The sequence below is a fragment of the Bacillus cereus group sp. Bce019 genome (genome assembly GCF_051781745.1).
Classification (GTDB): Bacteria; Bacillota; Bacilli; order Bacillales; family Bacillaceae_G; genus Bacillus_A; species Bacillus_A cereus.
The window spans coordinates 79,095-95,296 of the sequence record NZ_JBPWJX010000016.1 but is presented as its reverse complement, the minus strand read 5'-3'; the positions used below and the strand labels follow the sequence as shown (position 1 = coordinate 95,296).

Genomic DNA, 16,202 nt, shown 5'->3' with positions numbered 1-16,202 from the left:
TGTATTTTATTATCGATTTTAGCTATTATTACCATACTATACAATCTTTTTATAGAGGATAACGTAAAAAAGTTCCTTATAAATATATAAAGAACCTTATTAATATACACTACGAATTAAAAAATCAATATACAATTTTCACATAGAGATTTCTTCAAAATATGTTGGATCATGTATTGTAATTTTTTTATCTAAAATTGTAACAATGCTATCATTTTTTAATTGTTTTAATACGCTGCTAACTGTCTCTCGAGATGTTCCAGATATTTTGGATATTTCAATTGTTGTAAGTGGACATGAAATTACAATCTTTTCTCCACTCTGTTCTCCTAAATCCTGCATTAAATAATTTAACGTTTGGATAACACGATCTTGTGCATTAGGAATTGTAATATTTTGCACTCGATTTTCGTTCAATTTTAATATAGATGATAATTGCTGAACAACGTACATCAATTGCGTTCTGCTGGACTTTACCATATCTTCAAAGATTACCGTTGGAATATAATATACCTCCACATCCGTCATTGCTTCTGCTGTATAGTTATATCCTCTGTCTGTAAACATACCACCATAAGGAAAAATAGAATACCGCTTTACATAGTCATCGTATAATAAGTTCCCATTTTGATTAACCCGCTCTAACTTTACAAAACCATCTAACATGAAGTAAATTCTTTCCCTTGAATCCCCTTCTAAAAATAAAAATTGACCTTTTTTATAAGTTCGCCAATAAACAAACTCTGTTAAGCCTTTCAATTTTTTTTCTGTTAAATGAGCAAATAATTCGAACTGCTTTAAGTCTTTCAATACGTTCCGTCTATTCATAAAATTCCCTCTCTCTTGCTGTATGTTGGAGCGAAAATCAAGAAAGCGTATTCAATTTGAATTTTATCATACTTAACTTGCATATTCAGATTTCATCATGAAAACTTTATGAACAATGAATACAAAAATATTAATAAATAAAAAGAATGAAGTTACTAACTCCATTCTTTTTTTACTACTAAGTAGCGTACATAATAATTTTAAACACACATACATACATTCTGTTTTGAAATAATAGTACCGGCTTTTTCTTCTAGTGCTTCATATACTTTTTCTAAAGACGTAATAATTGTTTTTCTTTTTGGATTTGTATTAACAAAATTAATAGCAGCTTCGATTTTTGGAAGCATGCTTCCCGCAGCAAATTGTTGTTCTTCAATATATTCTTCTAATTGATTCACTGTGACATGCTCTAATTTTTTTTGATTCGGTTGATTATAATTTACATACACATGATCAACTGCAGTTAAAATAACGAGCGTATCGGCATCTACTAATTCTGCTAATTTCTGCGCAGCGAAATCTTTATCGATAACCGCTTCAGTTCCTTTTAACCCTTCTTCAGAATCAATTACTGGAATTCCACCTCCGCCCACAGCTATCACTATATTTCCATCTTCGACCAAAGAATTAATCACTTTATGTTCATGAATACTTACAGGCTTCGGTGATGGAACAACACGTCTCCATCCTCTACCAGCATCTTCTTTAAACACTGCTTTCGTTTCATCCATTAATCTTCTGGCCTCTTCTTCTGTATAAAAAGGACCAATTGGTTTAGTTGGATTTTTAAATGCCTCATCTTTTTTATCCACAACAACACGTGTTATAACCGTTGCTACATCTTTGTTTATATTCCGTTTTTTCAATGCCTTTTCAATTGCATTTTCCATCCAATATCCAATCATCCCTTGGCTCATTGCCCCACAAGTATCTAATGGCATTGCAGGTGTCTTTTCCGTTTCTGCAGCTTTTTGCTGTAATAAAATATTCCCCACTTGTGGGCCATTTCCATGCGCAATTACTATATCCACATCATTTTCCATTATTTTCACAAGTTGTTCTGCCGTTTTTTCCAACGCTTCTTGCTGCGCTCCCGCAGTAGCTTCTCCAGACTGTATCGCATTTCCCCCTAGTGCAACTACAATTTTTCTTCGTGCCATATTCCAGCCCTCCAGTTGATTTCGCTTTCACAGCGCTTTATAAAGTAATACTGCCTGTAATTAATCCATAAATCGCAAAGAATGCTAAAGCACCAATTGCTACGGATGATGCTAATTCCACTCGAGTAAATATTTGCTTCGAACTCTTTTGCTTTTGAACATTGTAAAAAATAAAAATACCTGGCGCATATAAAGTCATTGTTAATAATAAATACTCTAAACCGGCTGCATAAACTAACCACACGCCATAAATACTTGCGATCAAGCCAATTATTATATTTTTATTTCGATCTGCTTCTTCAGACTTTAAGCTATGCTTCAGTTGATAAAATGCTGAAAAAGCATATGGGATTAAAATAGCTGAAGATGCTAAAGAGAATGCAAAGTTATACGCCTGATCAGAAACGACGAATGTTAACAAGAATATTTGTATTAAACCATTTGTTATCCATAATGAATTTACTGGAGCCTTATTTTTATTTTCTTTTGCGAACCATTTTGGAAATACTCCATCTTTAGCCGCTAAATATGGAATTTCAGAAGCGAGTAAAGTCCAACCTAACCAAGCACCTAATACAGAGATGACCAAACCTAAATTAATAAAGATAGCACCCCATTTTCCAACAACACTTTCAAATAAATAAGCCATAGCCGGATTTCTCAAACCTGCAATGTCTGCTTGCTGCATAAGTCCAAGAGACAATAATGTGATTAAAATGTAAATGATGAGTGTACCAATTAAGCCAATAACGGTTGCTTTCCCTACATCACTTCTATTTTTTGCTCGACTGGATAAAACAACAGCCCCTTCTACCCCAATAAATACCCATAAAGTTACAAGCATTGTACTTTTAACTTGGCTGCCAACTGCTCCCCATGAAAAAGAACCAGTTTGCCCCCAAAATCCATCTAAGAACGTATCAATATGAAACGCCAAGATTCCTATGACAATAAATACAAATACAGGTACTAATTTTGCGATTGTAGTTACTAAATTCACAAGGGCTGCTGATTGAACTCCACGTAAAATTAACATGTGAACACACCATAATAATATGCTTGCACCAATAATGGATTCTACATTTTGACCGCCTTCAAAGATCGGGAAGAAATATCCTAATGAAGAAAACAATAATGTACCGTAAGCTACATTCCCAAGCCAAGCAGATAGCCAGTATCCCCACGCACTATTAAACCCCATAAAATTACCAAACCCTGCTTTTGCATAGCTAAAAATACCACCATCTAAATCTGGCCGTTTTACAGTTAGATTTTGAAAAGATAATCCGAGTGCAATCATCCCAATTCCTGTTATAACCCAGCCAATAATAATGGCTCCGGCACCAGCACCTTTTGCCATATCACTCGCTAAATTAAAGGCTCCACCGCCAATCATAGACCCAACTACAAGAGCCGTTAGTGTAAACAACCCTAATTTCTTATCTTCACCCATTCCACTCACCTCTCTTTAATTGCAATAACAATACAAAAGCAATAGTGAATGATAGTGTCTAAAGGAGGAGAAAGAAGAAAGGAAGACTCCCTTTCTTCTTTACTCCATGTTTCCTAAAGTAGCTGCCATAACCGCTTTAATTGTATGCATTCTATTTTCAGCTTGATCAAATACTTTTGAATGTTTACTGCGGAATACTTCGTCAGTTACCTCCATTTCTTTCAACCCATATTTCTCATAAACTTCTTCGCCATACATCGTTTCAACATCATGAAATGCAGGTAAACAATGTAAGAAAATCACGTTTTCATTCCCTGTTGCTTTAATCATTTTCATATTTACTTGATAAGGTTTCAATAACTCGACACGTTCAGCAAATTTTTCTTCTTCCCCCATAGACACCCATACATCTGTATAAATTACATCTGCATTCGCAACAGCTTCTTCCACATTACTTGTTATCATTACTTGTTCATTATATTTTTTTGCTAAATCAATTACTTCTTGTGCAGGCCATAAAGATTCCGGTGTACAAATACGTACATCCATTCCAACGATTGCTCCACCAACTAGTAAGCTATTAGCAACATTATTTCGCCCATCGCCAACGTAAACGAGCTTCACATTTTTCAATTTCCCTATATGTTCTCTAATTGTTAATAAATCTGCTAGTGTTTGTGTTGGATGCCACATATCTGTTAATCCATTCCAAACTGGCACACCAGAATTTTGTGCTAAAGATTCTACAGTTTCATGATTAAATCCACGAAACTCAATTCCGTCAAACATACGCCCTAACACTTTTGCTGTATCCTCTACAGATTCTTTTTTCCCAAGTTGAATATCACCTTTCCCTAAATATTCAGGATTTGCCCCTAAATCTGTACATGCTACTGTAAATGCACAACGCGTACGAGTAGAAGTTTTTTCAAATAAGAGCGCTACATTTTTACCTTCTAAATAATGATGCGGGATACCATTTTTCTTTTTCTCTTTTAATTCTGCTGCCAAATCTAGAAAATATAACAATTCTTCTTGTGTAAAATCTTTTTCTGCTAGAAAGCTTCTTCCTTTTAAATTTGGTCTAGTCATTAACATAATTCATCCCTACTTTCTCCATTATTTATACTAAATATCTTTACGAACAAGTGGCATACTCATGCAACGTGGACCCCCACGACCACGAGATAATTCCGAACTTAGCACCTCAATCACTTCTATACCGTGTTCACGTAATAACGTATTAGATACATAGTTACGATCATATGTAACAACTACACCTGGCGCAATTGCTAATGTGTTCGAGCCATCATTCCATTGTTCACGAGCAGAAGCAATTACATCTCCTCCTCCACATGGAATAAGAACTAATTCACTTAAGCCTAATACCTCTTTTAATGCTTCCATTAAAGAAGTACGATGTGTAATTTTAAGAGTTTCCTCATCTGATCCTTTTTCTAAAATATAAATATTCATATTCCCTTTTGGCCCTTGAATGGCTGGGTGAATTGTAAACTTGTCATAATCAACCATTGTAAATACTGTATCTAAATGCATAAATGCTCGACATTTTGGAATTTCTATTGCTAACACTTTCTTAATTTTATTTTGTCGGCTAAAGAGATTTTTAGCTAAACGTTCAATTGCTTTAGCTGAAGTACGAGCAGATACTCCAATCGCAATTGTTTCTTCATTTAGAATTAGCTCGTCGCCACCTTCAATTGGAAATTTATAATCACGATCTAACCAGATTGGTACATTATGTTTTGCAAATCTTGGATGATATTTAATGATGTACTCCATGAATAATGATTCACGTCTACGCGCTGGTTCTCTCATCTTATTTATCGTTAAGCCATCGCCCACGCTAGCTGCTGGATCACGAGTAAAATATAAATTAGGCATTGGATCTAAGTAAAACGGATAGTGATCTTCCATTAATTCATATAAATGTGTCTTCTTACTTGTTTCAATTTCGTTTTTCCGTACACCGCCCATAATTTTTTGAATTAATTCTTCATTTGAAAAGGAAAGTAAATATTCTTTTAAAGTTTGATGTGCAACATTTACGTCGGCCTGTCCTTCTTTTAAAATACGATCAACAAATTCTTCTCGAAGTTTTTTATCTACTAACGCCTCAGCGGCTAATTTTTCCAAATAAAGAACTTCAACACCCCGATTGCGTAACGTTTGTGCAAAATAATCATGCTCTTTTTGAATAATTGGTAAGTATGGAATATCGTCAAATAATAATTGCTGCAAATAATCTGGCGTCAAGTTTTCCACTTCTTTACCCGGTCGTTTTAATAAAACCGTTTGTAATTCCCCAATTTCTGAAGTAACATGTATCGGATGTTTCATTTGTTGTACCTCCTTTTAAATATGTTTGATGTCTTACAAGTACATAATAAATGCTCTGTACTTTCATCTTTGTGAAAGCATCCACATTATCATTGTGAAATATTAAACAAGTTATTTTTTTAAAATCATACGAATATGTATTTTTATAACAAACTATCTTGCTTTCTCAATAAAAAATACATATATTACGCATATATGTTGAATATTTAACTTCCGTATTTAAACAAAAATCCTGTTTTTAATTTTATTAAAAACAGGATTTTTGCATCTAAATAATTAAATTTAATCTTTCTTCTATAATCTCCCTATCTGATTTCGACTGTGAAATTATAAGGCATGTATCATTTCCACATATACATCCTATTTTTTCTTTCCAATCTAACTCATCAAATAAAACACCAATCACATGTGCATTACCAGGTAATGTTTTAATAACCATTAATTGATCTACACAATCAATTTTCACAACAACTTCTCGTAATTTTTTCTTTAACTTTATATCAGTTTGTAAATGCTCTTCTGAAAAAACTTTATATATCATTAATCCTTCTTGAGAAGGTACCTTCGTTAAGTTTAACTCACGAATATCACGAGAAACCGTAGCTTGTGTTACTAATACATCTTTTTTTGCTAACAATTCTACTAATCTTTCTTGCTTATCTATTTCATACTCCTTTACAAATTGTTTAATTAACCGTTGTCTTTTTTCTTTTTTCATAAAAGACACCCCTTTTAATATTATAGCTCGCTATAATTTTCATCCGAAAGGGACAGAAAAGAATGTTGCGGAAACGTTCATAGTTTAACTGTAAATATTAAATCAAGCTAAATAAAAAAGAGAAGAACAGCATTCTGTTCTTCCTTTTACATTGAAAATCGTTCAATTGTTTGTTTCAAATCAGTTGCTTGCTTCTCTAAATCCTTTAATAATTGATCGATTACTATCATATTTTTAGACTGTTGTAGCGTCACACGCGCCACTTCTTGCGAACCAGCTGACGTTTCTTCAGCAATTGCTGCTACAGCTTTTGTTTGTGTTCCTGTTTGATGAATGTGGCTCACTTGTTCATTCATATAACTACTAATTTGCTGAGTTGCATCGGCTACTTCCATAACACTTAATGACATTTCTTTTAAAATTAATTCCGTAGCTTCCCCACGTTTCGCCTCTTCTTTAGCTATTTTCACTTGTTCTGTCATTTTCATTGCAACTTGTTGTACCTCATCTTGCATATTCCGTAATAACTGCGATATGTTTCTTGCAGAATGATCACTTTCATCAGCAAGTTTACGTACTTCTTCCGCAACAACCGCAAAGCCTCTTCCATGCTCTCCTGCGCGAGCTGCCTCAATAGAAGCATTTAGTGCTAATAAATTCGTTTGGCTAGCAATCGCACTCACAACAGACACAATATGTTCTACTTGTTTCATTCGTTCTTCTAACTTCTGTACATTTTGCATTGAATCTTCATTTTCTTTTGCCAATGTTTGAATACCTTGAATTAAAGACGTAAAGACACGAGTACTATGCCCTAAAGCTTCAACCATTTCTGAAGACAATGTATCAGACTGCTTCGCTTTTTCTTCTACTTCACTTGCAATAGAAGTCGTTGTATCAACAGCAGAAACAATTGCTTGAATTGATGCCGCTGATTGCTCAGCGCCTGAAGAAATCTCTGCAAGTGTCTCAGATACACCTTGCGCTTGTCTCGTTGCTTCGCCTGTTTGTTTTCTAATCTGCTGTACTTGATTATTTGTATACGAAAATGTTGTATCAATATTTTTTACCATGCCCCTTAAGTTTCCTAACATCATATTAAATGCAACACTTAAAGATTTAATTTCATCATCTGTCTTCGGTAATGGAACATCTTCACGAATATCACCCTCAGCTGCTTTTCTTGCCGCCTCCTCTAACTTGCGAAGCGGTTTAATTAAAAATACGGCTGCTCCATATGCTAAAATTCCAGACCATACTACCCCTAATAACATAACGATAATATTATATACAGTTTGACTTACATAACTTTGAAAATAATCGTATATCACGTAAATAAAAAATATACTTGTTGAATATGTAATGAAAGCTAAAACTGTAGTGAATAGCATAAGTTGTGTACGTAATCCAAAAGAAAATGTTTTTCTTTCTTTTTCCATCTTCCCTTTCCCCCTTTTTATAAGCAATATAAATACTACCTATATATTATTATCCATATTTTCATTATAGAAGGATATAGAGATTTTAAAAAATATTATTTCTTTGAATATCAAATTGCACGAAAAAAATAAAGGATTCTGACAATTTGCGACTAATAACAGAAATACAGGGCAACATTTGTAAAATATATTTTTAACTGGGGGTTTTGTATGATTCAAGTTCGAAATCTAGTAAAATCATTCGGTTCACTTGATGTGTTAAAAGGAATTGATTTAGAAGTAAAAGAAAAAGAAGTTGTTGTTTTAATTGGTGCCAGTGGTTCTGGTAAAAGTACATTACTTCGCTGTCTTAACTTTTTAGAAATGTACGATGAAGGCGAAATTCACTTACAAGGTGAGCGAATTGATCCAAAGCATTCAAATTTAAATAAAGTCCGCGAAAATGTCGGCATGGTTTTTCAGCACTTTAACCTCTTTCCTCATATGACCTCACTAGAAAACATCATAGAAGCACCTATTCACGTAAAAAAATTAGAGAAAGCAAATGCAAAGGATATTGGAACTCAACTTCTCCAAAAAGTCGGCCTTCAAGATAAAGCGGATGTAACTCCTCATCTTCTTTCAGGTGGTCAAAAACAGCGCATTGCCATTGCACGAGCTCTTGCAATGAGCCCTAAGATTATGCTATTTGATGAGCCTACCTCAGCTTTAGACCCTGAACTTGTTGGAGAAGTATTGCAAGTTATGAAAGAACTTGCTGAAGAAGGGATGACAATGGTTATTGTTACTCATGAAATGAATTTCGCAAGAGATGTAGCTGATCGCGTCATCTTTATGGATGATGGAAAGATTGTAGAAGATGCTCCGCCAGCACAATTTTTTTCAGCTCCATCACATGAACGGGCAAAACAATTTTTACGCAACGTTTTATAATGTAACTTCTGTTTCAAACGAAAAGGAATACATTCATACGGTGCACAACTAATCATCCAAATAAAATATTTCAATAACATACTAAAAAACCATCCGTATGATCAATATATAGGAGGGGTTTTATGAAAAGGAAACTATTAACCATCGTTGCTAGCATTACACTATGTACATCTTTCATACTAGGAGCTTGTAGCAAAGAAAGCTCTACTACTTCAACAAATGGTGAAAAAGAATTTCGCTATGCGATGAGTGGACTATACAAACCTTTTAACTATAAAGAAAATGACGGCAAACTTGTCGGTTTTGATGTAGAAATCGGTGAAGCTCTTGCTAAAAAGATGAACATGAAGGCTACGCCAGTTACAAACCCATGGGAAACGCTGATTCAAGGTCTTCAAGCGAAGAAATATGATGTAATACTGGGTAGTATGGCAATTACAGAGGAGCGCTTAAAAGCTGTTAGTTTCTCAAATCCGTACTATCGCTCTGGCGCCCAAATTTTTGTAGCTAAAAAGAATAACGCTATCTCTTCTCCAGAAGATTTAAAAGGTAAGAAAATTGGTGTTGTAAAGGCTAGTACCTTTAAAAATCTTGTTGCAAAATATACAGATCAAATCACAGAATATGACAGCGATATTACTGCTCTTATGGATTTAGAGCCTGGGCGTGTTGACGCAGTAATTACAGATCAAATGGTTGGTCTACGTATGATAAAAGAAGGAAAATCGAATATAAAAGAAGCTGGAAAACCATTAAATCTTGATGAAATGGGAATTGCTATTCGCAAAGATGATAAAGAAATGGTTGAGAAAGTAAATAAAGCGTTAGATGAAATCATTAAAGATGGTACGTATGAAAAGATCAGTAAAAAATGGTTCGGGCGTAATATTCTCGGTGAAGAGGAAAAAACGAAGTAAGTTAGCCATTCAAAAGATTCATAAACAGTGCCCCACTGATTAAATGTTCATTTGATGTGGGGCACTTCATTCTCTACTAAAATCTATACAATATGAGGTGAAACGCATGTTTGAAATTTTTATCTCTTCCTATCCCACACTCTTAAAGGCTACTATTGTCACATTACAATTAACATTAACTTCCCTAGTACTCGGTTCATTAATTGGATTATTATTCGCTTTCTTTCGAATCTCTAACAATAAAGTTTTAAATAGTATCGCTCATGTCTACATTGCTATTATTCGTGGTACACCTTTAATTGTTCAAATTGCCATTCTCTATTTTGGAATTACATCCGTTGTTGTTTTCACCCCTTTTTGGGCAGGTGCAATCGCTTTAGCAATTCATAACGGTGCATATATTACGGAAATTTTCCGTGGATCTATTCAATCCGTTGACCGGGGACAATTAGAAGCAGCTCGCTCTTTAGGCATGCCTTACCCTTTAGCTATGCGACGAATTATATTACCACAAGCATTTCGTCTGTCTCTTCCTCCTCTAGGAAACCAATTTATTATCGGATTAAAAGATTCTTCACTTGTTGCTTATGTAGGAATGTCCGAATTATGGGGTTCAGGTTTATCAATTGCAGCAGGTAATTTCCAACAATTAGATACTTACATAATCGTTGGTGCATACTATCTCGTACTTGTTCTTCTATTTACTTATTTTGTTAATCTTTTAGAAAAACGATTACAACGAAAAGAAAATAACTCCGTCCAAGTCCATAAAAGGAACAAAAAGGAAGTTTCTTTATAAGAAAAAGCAAGCCTGAGATGGCTTGCTTTTTCTCTGCAAAAATATATTAATTTTTACTGATTTACTTTTTTAATACTCTTTTCTTCTTCTATATGTTCCTCACGATATGAAATATTATGAGGATCTAGTCCATTTCCTAAAGAACCATAGAAATGCTCTCTATGCGGATCCACTAATTCACTTCCTTGATAATACACACGTGGTGTATTCCATAGCGCTGCCAAAGCTTTTGTCATCGGCATCTCATGATAGCGTTCCGGCCACATTTCTTTAATCTTCTCTTTTACTAACGGATAGTATTTAGAACTCATAGCGGGAAACAGATGATGTTCTGTATGATATGAGAAATTGAAATGTAAAACGTCTACCCAGCGCGGCACTGTTACTGACAAACAGTTTGCTAACGGATCATTTACTGGAACAATTGGATTTAAGCGGTGATTTGTTGCGATATATGCCATTACAATAAAGTTAGCAATTAACAACGGAATGACATATGCAAATAACCATTTTCCAGGTCCCATAATAAACAATAAACTAATCCAAACTGTCCAAGGCAAAAGAAGTTGAAGCCATACAGATTTTTGATTGGATGACTTGAACTCTTTTATAAAATGAAAGAACATTCGAGTCGAATGCAATGTAAATTGAATTGTTAGTGACAGAAAACTAAAGAATGAACGTACATGTAAAGGCATACGATATACCCAACTCAAAAACTTACTCTTCTTAAGTTTCTCAAGTGTCGGCCATGCATCTGGATCATTCTCTTCATGCTGTGTATGAACATGATGCGTTGCATTATGCCACTTTCTCCAAAGCTTTGGCCCTGTTGATAATGGCATAAATGCAATCGCGCCTAAGAAGTCACGAAGCCATGCCTTTCTTACAACAGTTCCATGTAAAATTTCATGCCCTAAAAATCCTAGTGAAGCAAAACATAATCCAAGAACAATCGCAATTCCTAGATTCGCCCACACATTCAATTCAAATACACCAATCGATATTAACCCCGCCAATGCCACAAGCAAATAAGCCAGTCCACCAAATAAACGAGTAGGCACTGGTTTAAATGCTTTTTTCGGCAAATGTGGTGATACACGTGCTGCATACCACCCAAACGTATGAAGCTCCTTCATTCTTTTGCTCCTTTCTTATGCCGCGCCTTGCGCAACTTACATATATCAATTCTTGCTTCCAGATTGATTTTACTAGATGATCCAAAAAGCATCTATTATAAGGAAAATATACTCACTCTATCGTCACTTATTTTTCGCTTTTATTATCAATGAAAAACATTTCTCTTTTTACTCTCTATCAACCTTTCCACATGATGAATCATAACAATAGAATTTCTATATTGTCAACACATTTTATGACCTAGTAATAAAAGGTGGTTATATTTTTATAATCATACTTTATTTCACTAAAGAAAATGTATAGATTCCATAAGGATTTACCCACTATATATAGACATTTTCTTAAACGCCATAGACTCTATCTCATTCAATAACTCCCTATGTAATCAACAAACAGAATCACTTGAATTTAGTTTTATATAAATCCTACTACATCATAATGCCCCACCTAATTAATTATATTAAAATAATTTATAACCTCTTTTAATAAAAATAGACTACTTCTAAAACAACACACATGAATTTCATATAATATGGAAATATTAAAAGGAAAATTGTTCTAAAATCAGGAGGTTTCCGCAATGACAAGTGATACATTTCCACAACTGCCGCTATCTTATTGGATTGAATCTACTCAGTTTCCTACTTTCCCTCGTTTATCCGAAAATATAAAGACGAAAGTTGCTATTATCGGTGCTGGTATTACAGGTATTACTACTGCCTATTTACTTGCAAAAGAAGGCATCGATGTTGTTTTAATTGATTCTGGTCGTATTTTAAATGGAACGACTGGGCATACAACAGCGAAAGTAACAGCACAACATGATCTTATTTATGATGAATTAATAAATCATTTCGGTGTAGAAAAGGCCCGGCTTTACTATGAATCAAATAATCAGGCTCTACAATTCATAAATAAAACTGTTCAAACATATAAAATCGACTGTAATTTCTCAAATGAAGATTCATATTTATATACAACTACTGATAACGGATTAAGAAATTTATCGAAAGAATATGAAGCTTATCAAAAATTAAATATACCTTGTGACTATGTTCAATCTCTATCGATTCCTATTCCAGTACAATCTGCGCTTGTAATGAAAAATCAAGCACAATTCCATCCCCTTCTTTATTTAAAAACACTTTTAGAAAAGTTTGTGGAGATGGGCGGAAAGGTCTACGAACAAACAACAGCTATGGATGTGGAAAAGGGCGATTATTCACAAATAATTACAAAAGAGGGCCATCATATCACTTGTGAATATGTCGTCTCTTGTTCACATTTTCCTTTTTATGATGCGAATAGCTTTTTCTTTACGCGAATGTACGCAGAACGCTCCTACGCTCTTGCAATAAAAGCCAAAACGGAGTATCCAGGTGGCATGTATTTAAGTATTGATGATCCAAAGCGCTCCTTACGCTATATAACAAACAATGGAGAAAAATTAATTTTGATTGGCGGAGAGAGTCATAAAACAGGTCAGGGAATAAATACGATGCTTCATTATGAAGCACTCTATTCTTTTGCTGAAGCCACTTTTGGAATAGATGAAGTTCCTTATAGATGGTCAGCACAAGATTTAATTACTCTAGATAAGCTTCCTTATATCGGACATATTAACGAAAGAAATCCAAATATATTTGTTGCAACTGGATATCGCAAATGGGGAATGACAACTGGAACTGCTGCCGCTCACCTACTGAAGGACTCCATCCTAAAAGTTCACAGTCCCTATAAAGAACTGTATGCACCATCACGCTTCCATGCAAATCCAGATATAAAAACGTTCCTCTCCCAAAACATTGATGTTGCGAAACATTTAATTGCAGGAAAGATTGAAACCGCATTACGTAAGCCAGAAGATCTCGAAGTTGGTGAAGGATCTGTCGTACATGTTAACGGTAAACGAGCAGGTGCTTATAAGGACAAAGAAGGAAAATTACATATCGTCGATACAACTTGTACACATCTCGGCTGTGAAGTTGAATGGAATAATGGTGATTGTACTTGGGATTGCCCTTGCCATGGTTCTCGTTTTTCAATTGAGGGAGACGTTCTTGAAGGCCCAGCAGATCAACCGTTAAAACGAGTTGATAATGAGTAAACAAATAAAGAAGTTCAACAAAATTACTGTTGGACTTCTTTATTTGTTATAAACCCTTTTCAGATAAAATTCGACACAAGGAGGAAAATATTAACATTAAATAAAATAATATATTCATCTACAAATTAAAAGGGGTGAATATTATGCAACCTTCAGCTCCACCTCATCTAGAATCTACAGAAACTATCTTTCCAAGCTCTATTACAAAACTTGTTGTTTTTATTTGTTGGCTAGCCATTTTAGCTGATGGATATGATTTAGGTATTTACGGTGCCGTTCTACCAAAGCTCCTAGAAGACAAAAGCTGGGCGCTATCACCAGCGCATGCTGGTACAATTGCAAGCTATGCTTTATTTGGGATGTTTATTGGGGCTATTCTAGTTGGAACGATTACAGATCTAATTGGGCGTAAATGGACGCTTATATGCTGTTTAGCACTTTTTTCTATCACAATGGGTTTAGCGGCTATCGCTCCTTCTCCTGAGTTATTTGGATTATCTCGATTTATAGGAGGAATCGGATTAGGCGGTGTTATCCCAACAGCTTCAGCACTTACTGTTGAATATTCACCAAAAAAAAGGCAATCTTTTATTTATGCTCTTATGTTTACTGGCTATCCTTTAGGTATCGTGTTAGGTGCTATTTTGTCCATGCTTATGTTAGAAGATTTCGGATGGAGAATTATGTTTGGTATCGGAATGATTCCACTACTCCTCATTCCTTTCATTATTCGCTATTTACCCGAGTCCATTCAATTTTTATTATCACGTAATCGCCAAGAAGAAGTGAACCAAATTCTTAATCGTTTTCAAATTGAATTTCATGTAAAAGATAAAACTCATCAAGACCCATCTACTATACGAAAGAAAAATGGATTTTTTACTTTATTCTCAAAAGAATACATAAAAGCAACGCTACTTTTTTGGATCACTTATATAATGGGAATGTTTTTAATATACGGTTTAAATACTTGGTTACCACAGATGATGCGCCAGGCAGGATATCCTCTTGGGTCTAGTCTGTCATTTCTACTTATGCTAAATATTACCGCAGCTATCGGCGCACTATTCGCTGGAGCAATTGCTGATCGTATAGGAGCAAAAATTGTTATTAGCATCTCTTATCTTATGGCAGCCATATGTATCGGACTATTAACAATCAAACCATCTGTTACAATCATTTATCTTTTAATTGGCCTTGCTGGTATTGGATCAGTCGGTATTACTCAAATATTAAATGCATATGTAACACAATACTTCCCATCACATATCCGAGCTACCTCCTTAGGCTGGGGACTGGGGCTTGGCCGAGTTGGTGCAATTGCTGGCCCAATTCTCGTCGGTATTATTATGACAATGCAATATGACTTAGCATGGAATTTTTACTTATTCTCCTTTGCAGGTCTTATCGCAGCTATATCTGTTTTCTTCATTCCTACAAAATAAAAAGAGCACAAACTTACTTGTGCTCTTTTTCATATGCTTCAAACAACATATCTCGAAACAATGTATTTAAACTCTCAATATCGATTCCTGATCCCTTTTCAATTCCTTTTACATATTGCTGATAGTAATGAATTTGTTCTTCTAAAAATTGATTTAGCACCTTAATTTTCAATCCAACATCTAATTCAGTACCTGCTTTTTTCTTTATTAACAACTTTTCAATTTCATCTAATACGCTACGTTCTAATGATAATTCTGTAATTAATCGATCAAATTCTACAGGAGGTAAAGTCGTTTTCTCTTCTAGCCACTTACAAGCTAAAATGGGACGTAATACATAAAAGTACTTTTTCAGCTTTACATTCTCACCTTGCAAAAATTCACGATAATTTTTCGAAGCCATATGTAAATAATGATATATCGTTGCTTTTGGATCAAAATTCTTCTCACTCATCTGTTGAAGTAGTTCTGGAAAATTAGAGTTTTTCGAATAAAAAATTGGTGATCGAATCCACTCAAGTAAAGCAGGATTCGACTTCGCGAATAGTTGCAACGCCTTTTTAATATCCCAACCACTTATATCTAAATCATCACTAATTGGATATTCAATTACATCTCGTTTGTCATGAATTGATAAATACCATTCTACCGGATGTATATAAACGAACCTAACATCATAATCGCTATCTTTCGATGGAAACCCCCAAGCACGACTCCCTGATTCCACCGCAAATAAAATTTTTACATCATTCTCTTTTTCAATTCTTTCTAACTCCAACTCGATTTTCTCTCTCATTTCATAACATCTCCATTTTTTGATTATTTCCTTGGAAATTCGACAATACACTATTAATTTTACTACATACTAAAAAAACTGTCAGAAATTACTGACAGCCTAA

At 34.6% G+C, this 16,202-nt stretch carries 13 protein-coding genes and 2 pseudogenes; 5 read left to right on the top strand and 10 right to left on the bottom strand.

The annotated features are described in order from the left end of the window. Positions 1–138 precede the first annotated feature (138 nt). The 8 genes and pseudogenes from ACS2QP_RS19980 to ACS2QP_RS19945 form a co-directional block, all read right to left on the bottom strand. On the bottom strand, positions 139–828 hold the full coding sequence (locus ACS2QP_RS19980) for a Crp/Fnr family transcriptional regulator (protein ID WP_153581530.1): 690 nt from the start codon (positions 826–828) through the stop codon (positions 139–141). A gap of 200 nt (positions 829–1,028) precedes the next feature. Then, positions 1,029–1,991 carry a carbamate kinase gene (gene arcC, locus ACS2QP_RS19975; RefSeq protein ID WP_153581529.1) on the bottom strand — a complete coding sequence of 321 codons (963 nt, stop codon included), beginning with the start codon at positions 1,989–1,991 and terminating at the stop codon, positions 1,029–1,031. 37 nt (positions 1,992–2,028) lie between these two features. After that, entirely contained in the window at positions 2,029–3,444 is a 1,416-nt protein-coding gene (arcD, locus tag ACS2QP_RS19970; protein ID WP_332284973.1) for an arginine-ornithine antiporter, read from the bottom strand. A gap of 99 nt (positions 3,445–3,543) precedes the next feature. Continuing rightward, positions 3,544–4,542, bottom strand: a complete 999-nt coding sequence (argF, locus tag ACS2QP_RS19965) for an ornithine carbamoyltransferase (RefSeq protein ID WP_000930289.1) — start codon at positions 4,540–4,542, stop codon at positions 3,544–3,546. 30 nt (positions 4,543–4,572) lie between these two features. Beyond that, positions 4,573–5,805 carry an arginine deiminase gene (gene arcA, locus ACS2QP_RS19960; protein WP_326263682.1) on the bottom strand — a complete coding sequence of 411 codons (1,233 nt, stop codon included), beginning with the start codon at positions 5,803–5,805 and terminating at the stop codon, positions 4,573–4,575. A 268-nt stretch (positions 5,806–6,073) separates the two neighbouring features. Then, positions 6,074–6,523: an arginine repressor gene (argR, locus tag ACS2QP_RS19955; RefSeq protein ID WP_000711826.1), complete on the bottom strand. Its 450-nt coding sequence runs from the start codon at positions 6,521–6,523 to the stop codon at positions 6,074–6,076. A gap of 146 nt (positions 6,524–6,669) precedes the next feature. After that, positions 6,670–7,242, bottom strand: a pseudogene (locus ACS2QP_RS19950) (methyl-accepting chemotaxis protein); the annotation flags it as partial. Between the two features lie 369 nt (positions 7,243–7,611). Continuing rightward, positions 7,612–7,797: pseudogene (locus ACS2QP_RS19945) on the bottom strand (HAMP domain-containing protein); the annotation flags it as partial. Positions 7,798–8,172: 375 nt separating this feature from the next. On the opposite strand from ACS2QP_RS19945, the gene ACS2QP_RS19940 reads away from it, so the two are divergent. The 3 genes from ACS2QP_RS19940 to ACS2QP_RS19930 all read left to right on the top strand — a co-directional run bounded on the left by ACS2QP_RS19940 (position 8,173) and on the right by ACS2QP_RS19930 (position 10,611). Next, positions 8,173–8,895: an amino acid ABC transporter ATP-binding protein gene (locus ACS2QP_RS19940; protein ID WP_000616925.1), complete on the top strand. Its 723-nt coding sequence runs from the start codon at positions 8,173–8,175 to the stop codon at positions 8,893–8,895. 122 nt (positions 8,896–9,017) lie between these two features. Then, complete coding sequence (locus tag ACS2QP_RS19935) at positions 9,018–9,812, top strand: ABC transporter substrate-binding protein (RefSeq protein WP_000823768.1); 795 nt, start codon at positions 9,018–9,020, stop codon at positions 9,810–9,812. A gap of 106 nt (positions 9,813–9,918) precedes the next feature. Next, positions 9,919–10,611 carry an amino acid ABC transporter permease gene (locus ACS2QP_RS19930; protein ID WP_153581525.1) on the top strand — a complete coding sequence of 231 codons (693 nt, stop codon included), beginning with the start codon at positions 9,919–9,921 and terminating at the stop codon, positions 10,609–10,611. 53 nt (positions 10,612–10,664) lie between these two features. On the opposite strand, the gene ACS2QP_RS19925 is transcribed toward ACS2QP_RS19930, so the two are convergent. Next, positions 10,665–11,750 carry a fatty acid desaturase family protein gene (locus ACS2QP_RS19925; protein WP_000661226.1) on the bottom strand — a complete coding sequence of 362 codons (1,086 nt, stop codon included), beginning with the start codon at positions 11,748–11,750 and terminating at the stop codon, positions 10,665–10,667. Between the two features lie 581 nt (positions 11,751–12,331). Here ACS2QP_RS19925 and ACS2QP_RS19920 point away from each other — a divergent pair. Then, a complete protein-coding gene (locus ACS2QP_RS19920; protein ID WP_000199986.1) occupies positions 12,332–13,858 on the top strand; it encodes an FAD-dependent oxidoreductase in 1,527 nt (508 codons plus the stop codon). Between the two features lie 143 nt (positions 13,859–14,001). Continuing rightward, positions 14,002–15,303 (top strand): MFS transporter, encoded by a 1,302-nt coding sequence (locus ACS2QP_RS19915; RefSeq protein ID WP_001183082.1) that lies wholly within the window; start codon positions 14,002–14,004, stop codon positions 15,301–15,303. A 13-nt stretch (positions 15,304–15,316) separates the two neighbouring features. Here the strand turns inward: ACS2QP_RS19915 and ACS2QP_RS19910 are convergent, their stop codons facing one another. Beyond that, a complete protein-coding gene (locus tag ACS2QP_RS19910; RefSeq protein WP_001208237.1) occupies positions 15,317–16,099 on the bottom strand; it encodes a nucleotidyltransferase domain-containing protein in 783 nt (260 codons plus the stop codon). Positions 16,100–16,202 lie beyond the last annotated feature (103 nt).

Excerpts from the sequence above, each read along its gene's own strand:
- ACS2QP_RS19980 (WP_153581530.1), bottom strand. The coding sequence starts at position 828 with ATGAATAGACGGAACGTATTGAAAGACTTAAAGCAGTTCGAATTATTT.
- arcC (WP_153581529.1), bottom strand. The coding sequence starts at position 1,991 with ATGGCACGAAGAAAAATTGTAGTTGCACTAGGGGGAAATGCGATACAG.
- arcD (WP_332284973.1), bottom strand. The coding sequence starts at position 3,444 with ATGGGTGAAGATAAGAAATTAGGGTTGTTTACACTAACGGCTCTTGTA.
- argF (WP_000930289.1), bottom strand. The coding sequence starts at position 4,542 with ATGTTAATGACTAGACCAAATTTAAAAGGAAGAAGCTTTCTAGCAGAA.
- arcA (WP_326263682.1), bottom strand. The coding sequence starts at position 5,805 with ATGAAACATCCGATACATGTTACTTCAGAAATTGGGGAATTACAAACG.
- argR (WP_000711826.1), bottom strand. The coding sequence starts at position 6,523 with ATGAAAAAAGAAAAAAGACAACGGTTAATTAAACAATTTGTAAAGGAG.
- ACS2QP_RS19940 (WP_000616925.1), top strand. The coding sequence starts at position 8,173 with ATGATTCAAGTTCGAAATCTAGTAAAATCATTCGGTTCACTTGATGTG.
- ACS2QP_RS19935 (WP_000823768.1), top strand. The coding sequence starts at position 9,018 with ATGAAAAGGAAACTATTAACCATCGTTGCTAGCATTACACTATGTACA.
- ACS2QP_RS19930 (WP_153581525.1), top strand. The coding sequence starts at position 9,919 with ATGTTTGAAATTTTTATCTCTTCCTATCCCACACTCTTAAAGGCTACT.
- ACS2QP_RS19925 (WP_000661226.1), bottom strand. The coding sequence starts at position 11,750 with ATGAAGGAGCTTCATACGTTTGGGTGGTATGCAGCACGTGTATCACCA.
- ACS2QP_RS19920 (WP_000199986.1), top strand. The coding sequence starts at position 12,332 with ATGACAAGTGATACATTTCCACAACTGCCGCTATCTTATTGGATTGAA.
- ACS2QP_RS19915 (WP_001183082.1), top strand. The coding sequence starts at position 14,002 with ATGCAACCTTCAGCTCCACCTCATCTAGAATCTACAGAAACTATCTTT.
- ACS2QP_RS19910 (WP_001208237.1), bottom strand. The coding sequence starts at position 16,099 with ATGAGAGAGAAAATCGAGTTGGAGTTAGAAAGAATTGAAAAAGAGAAT.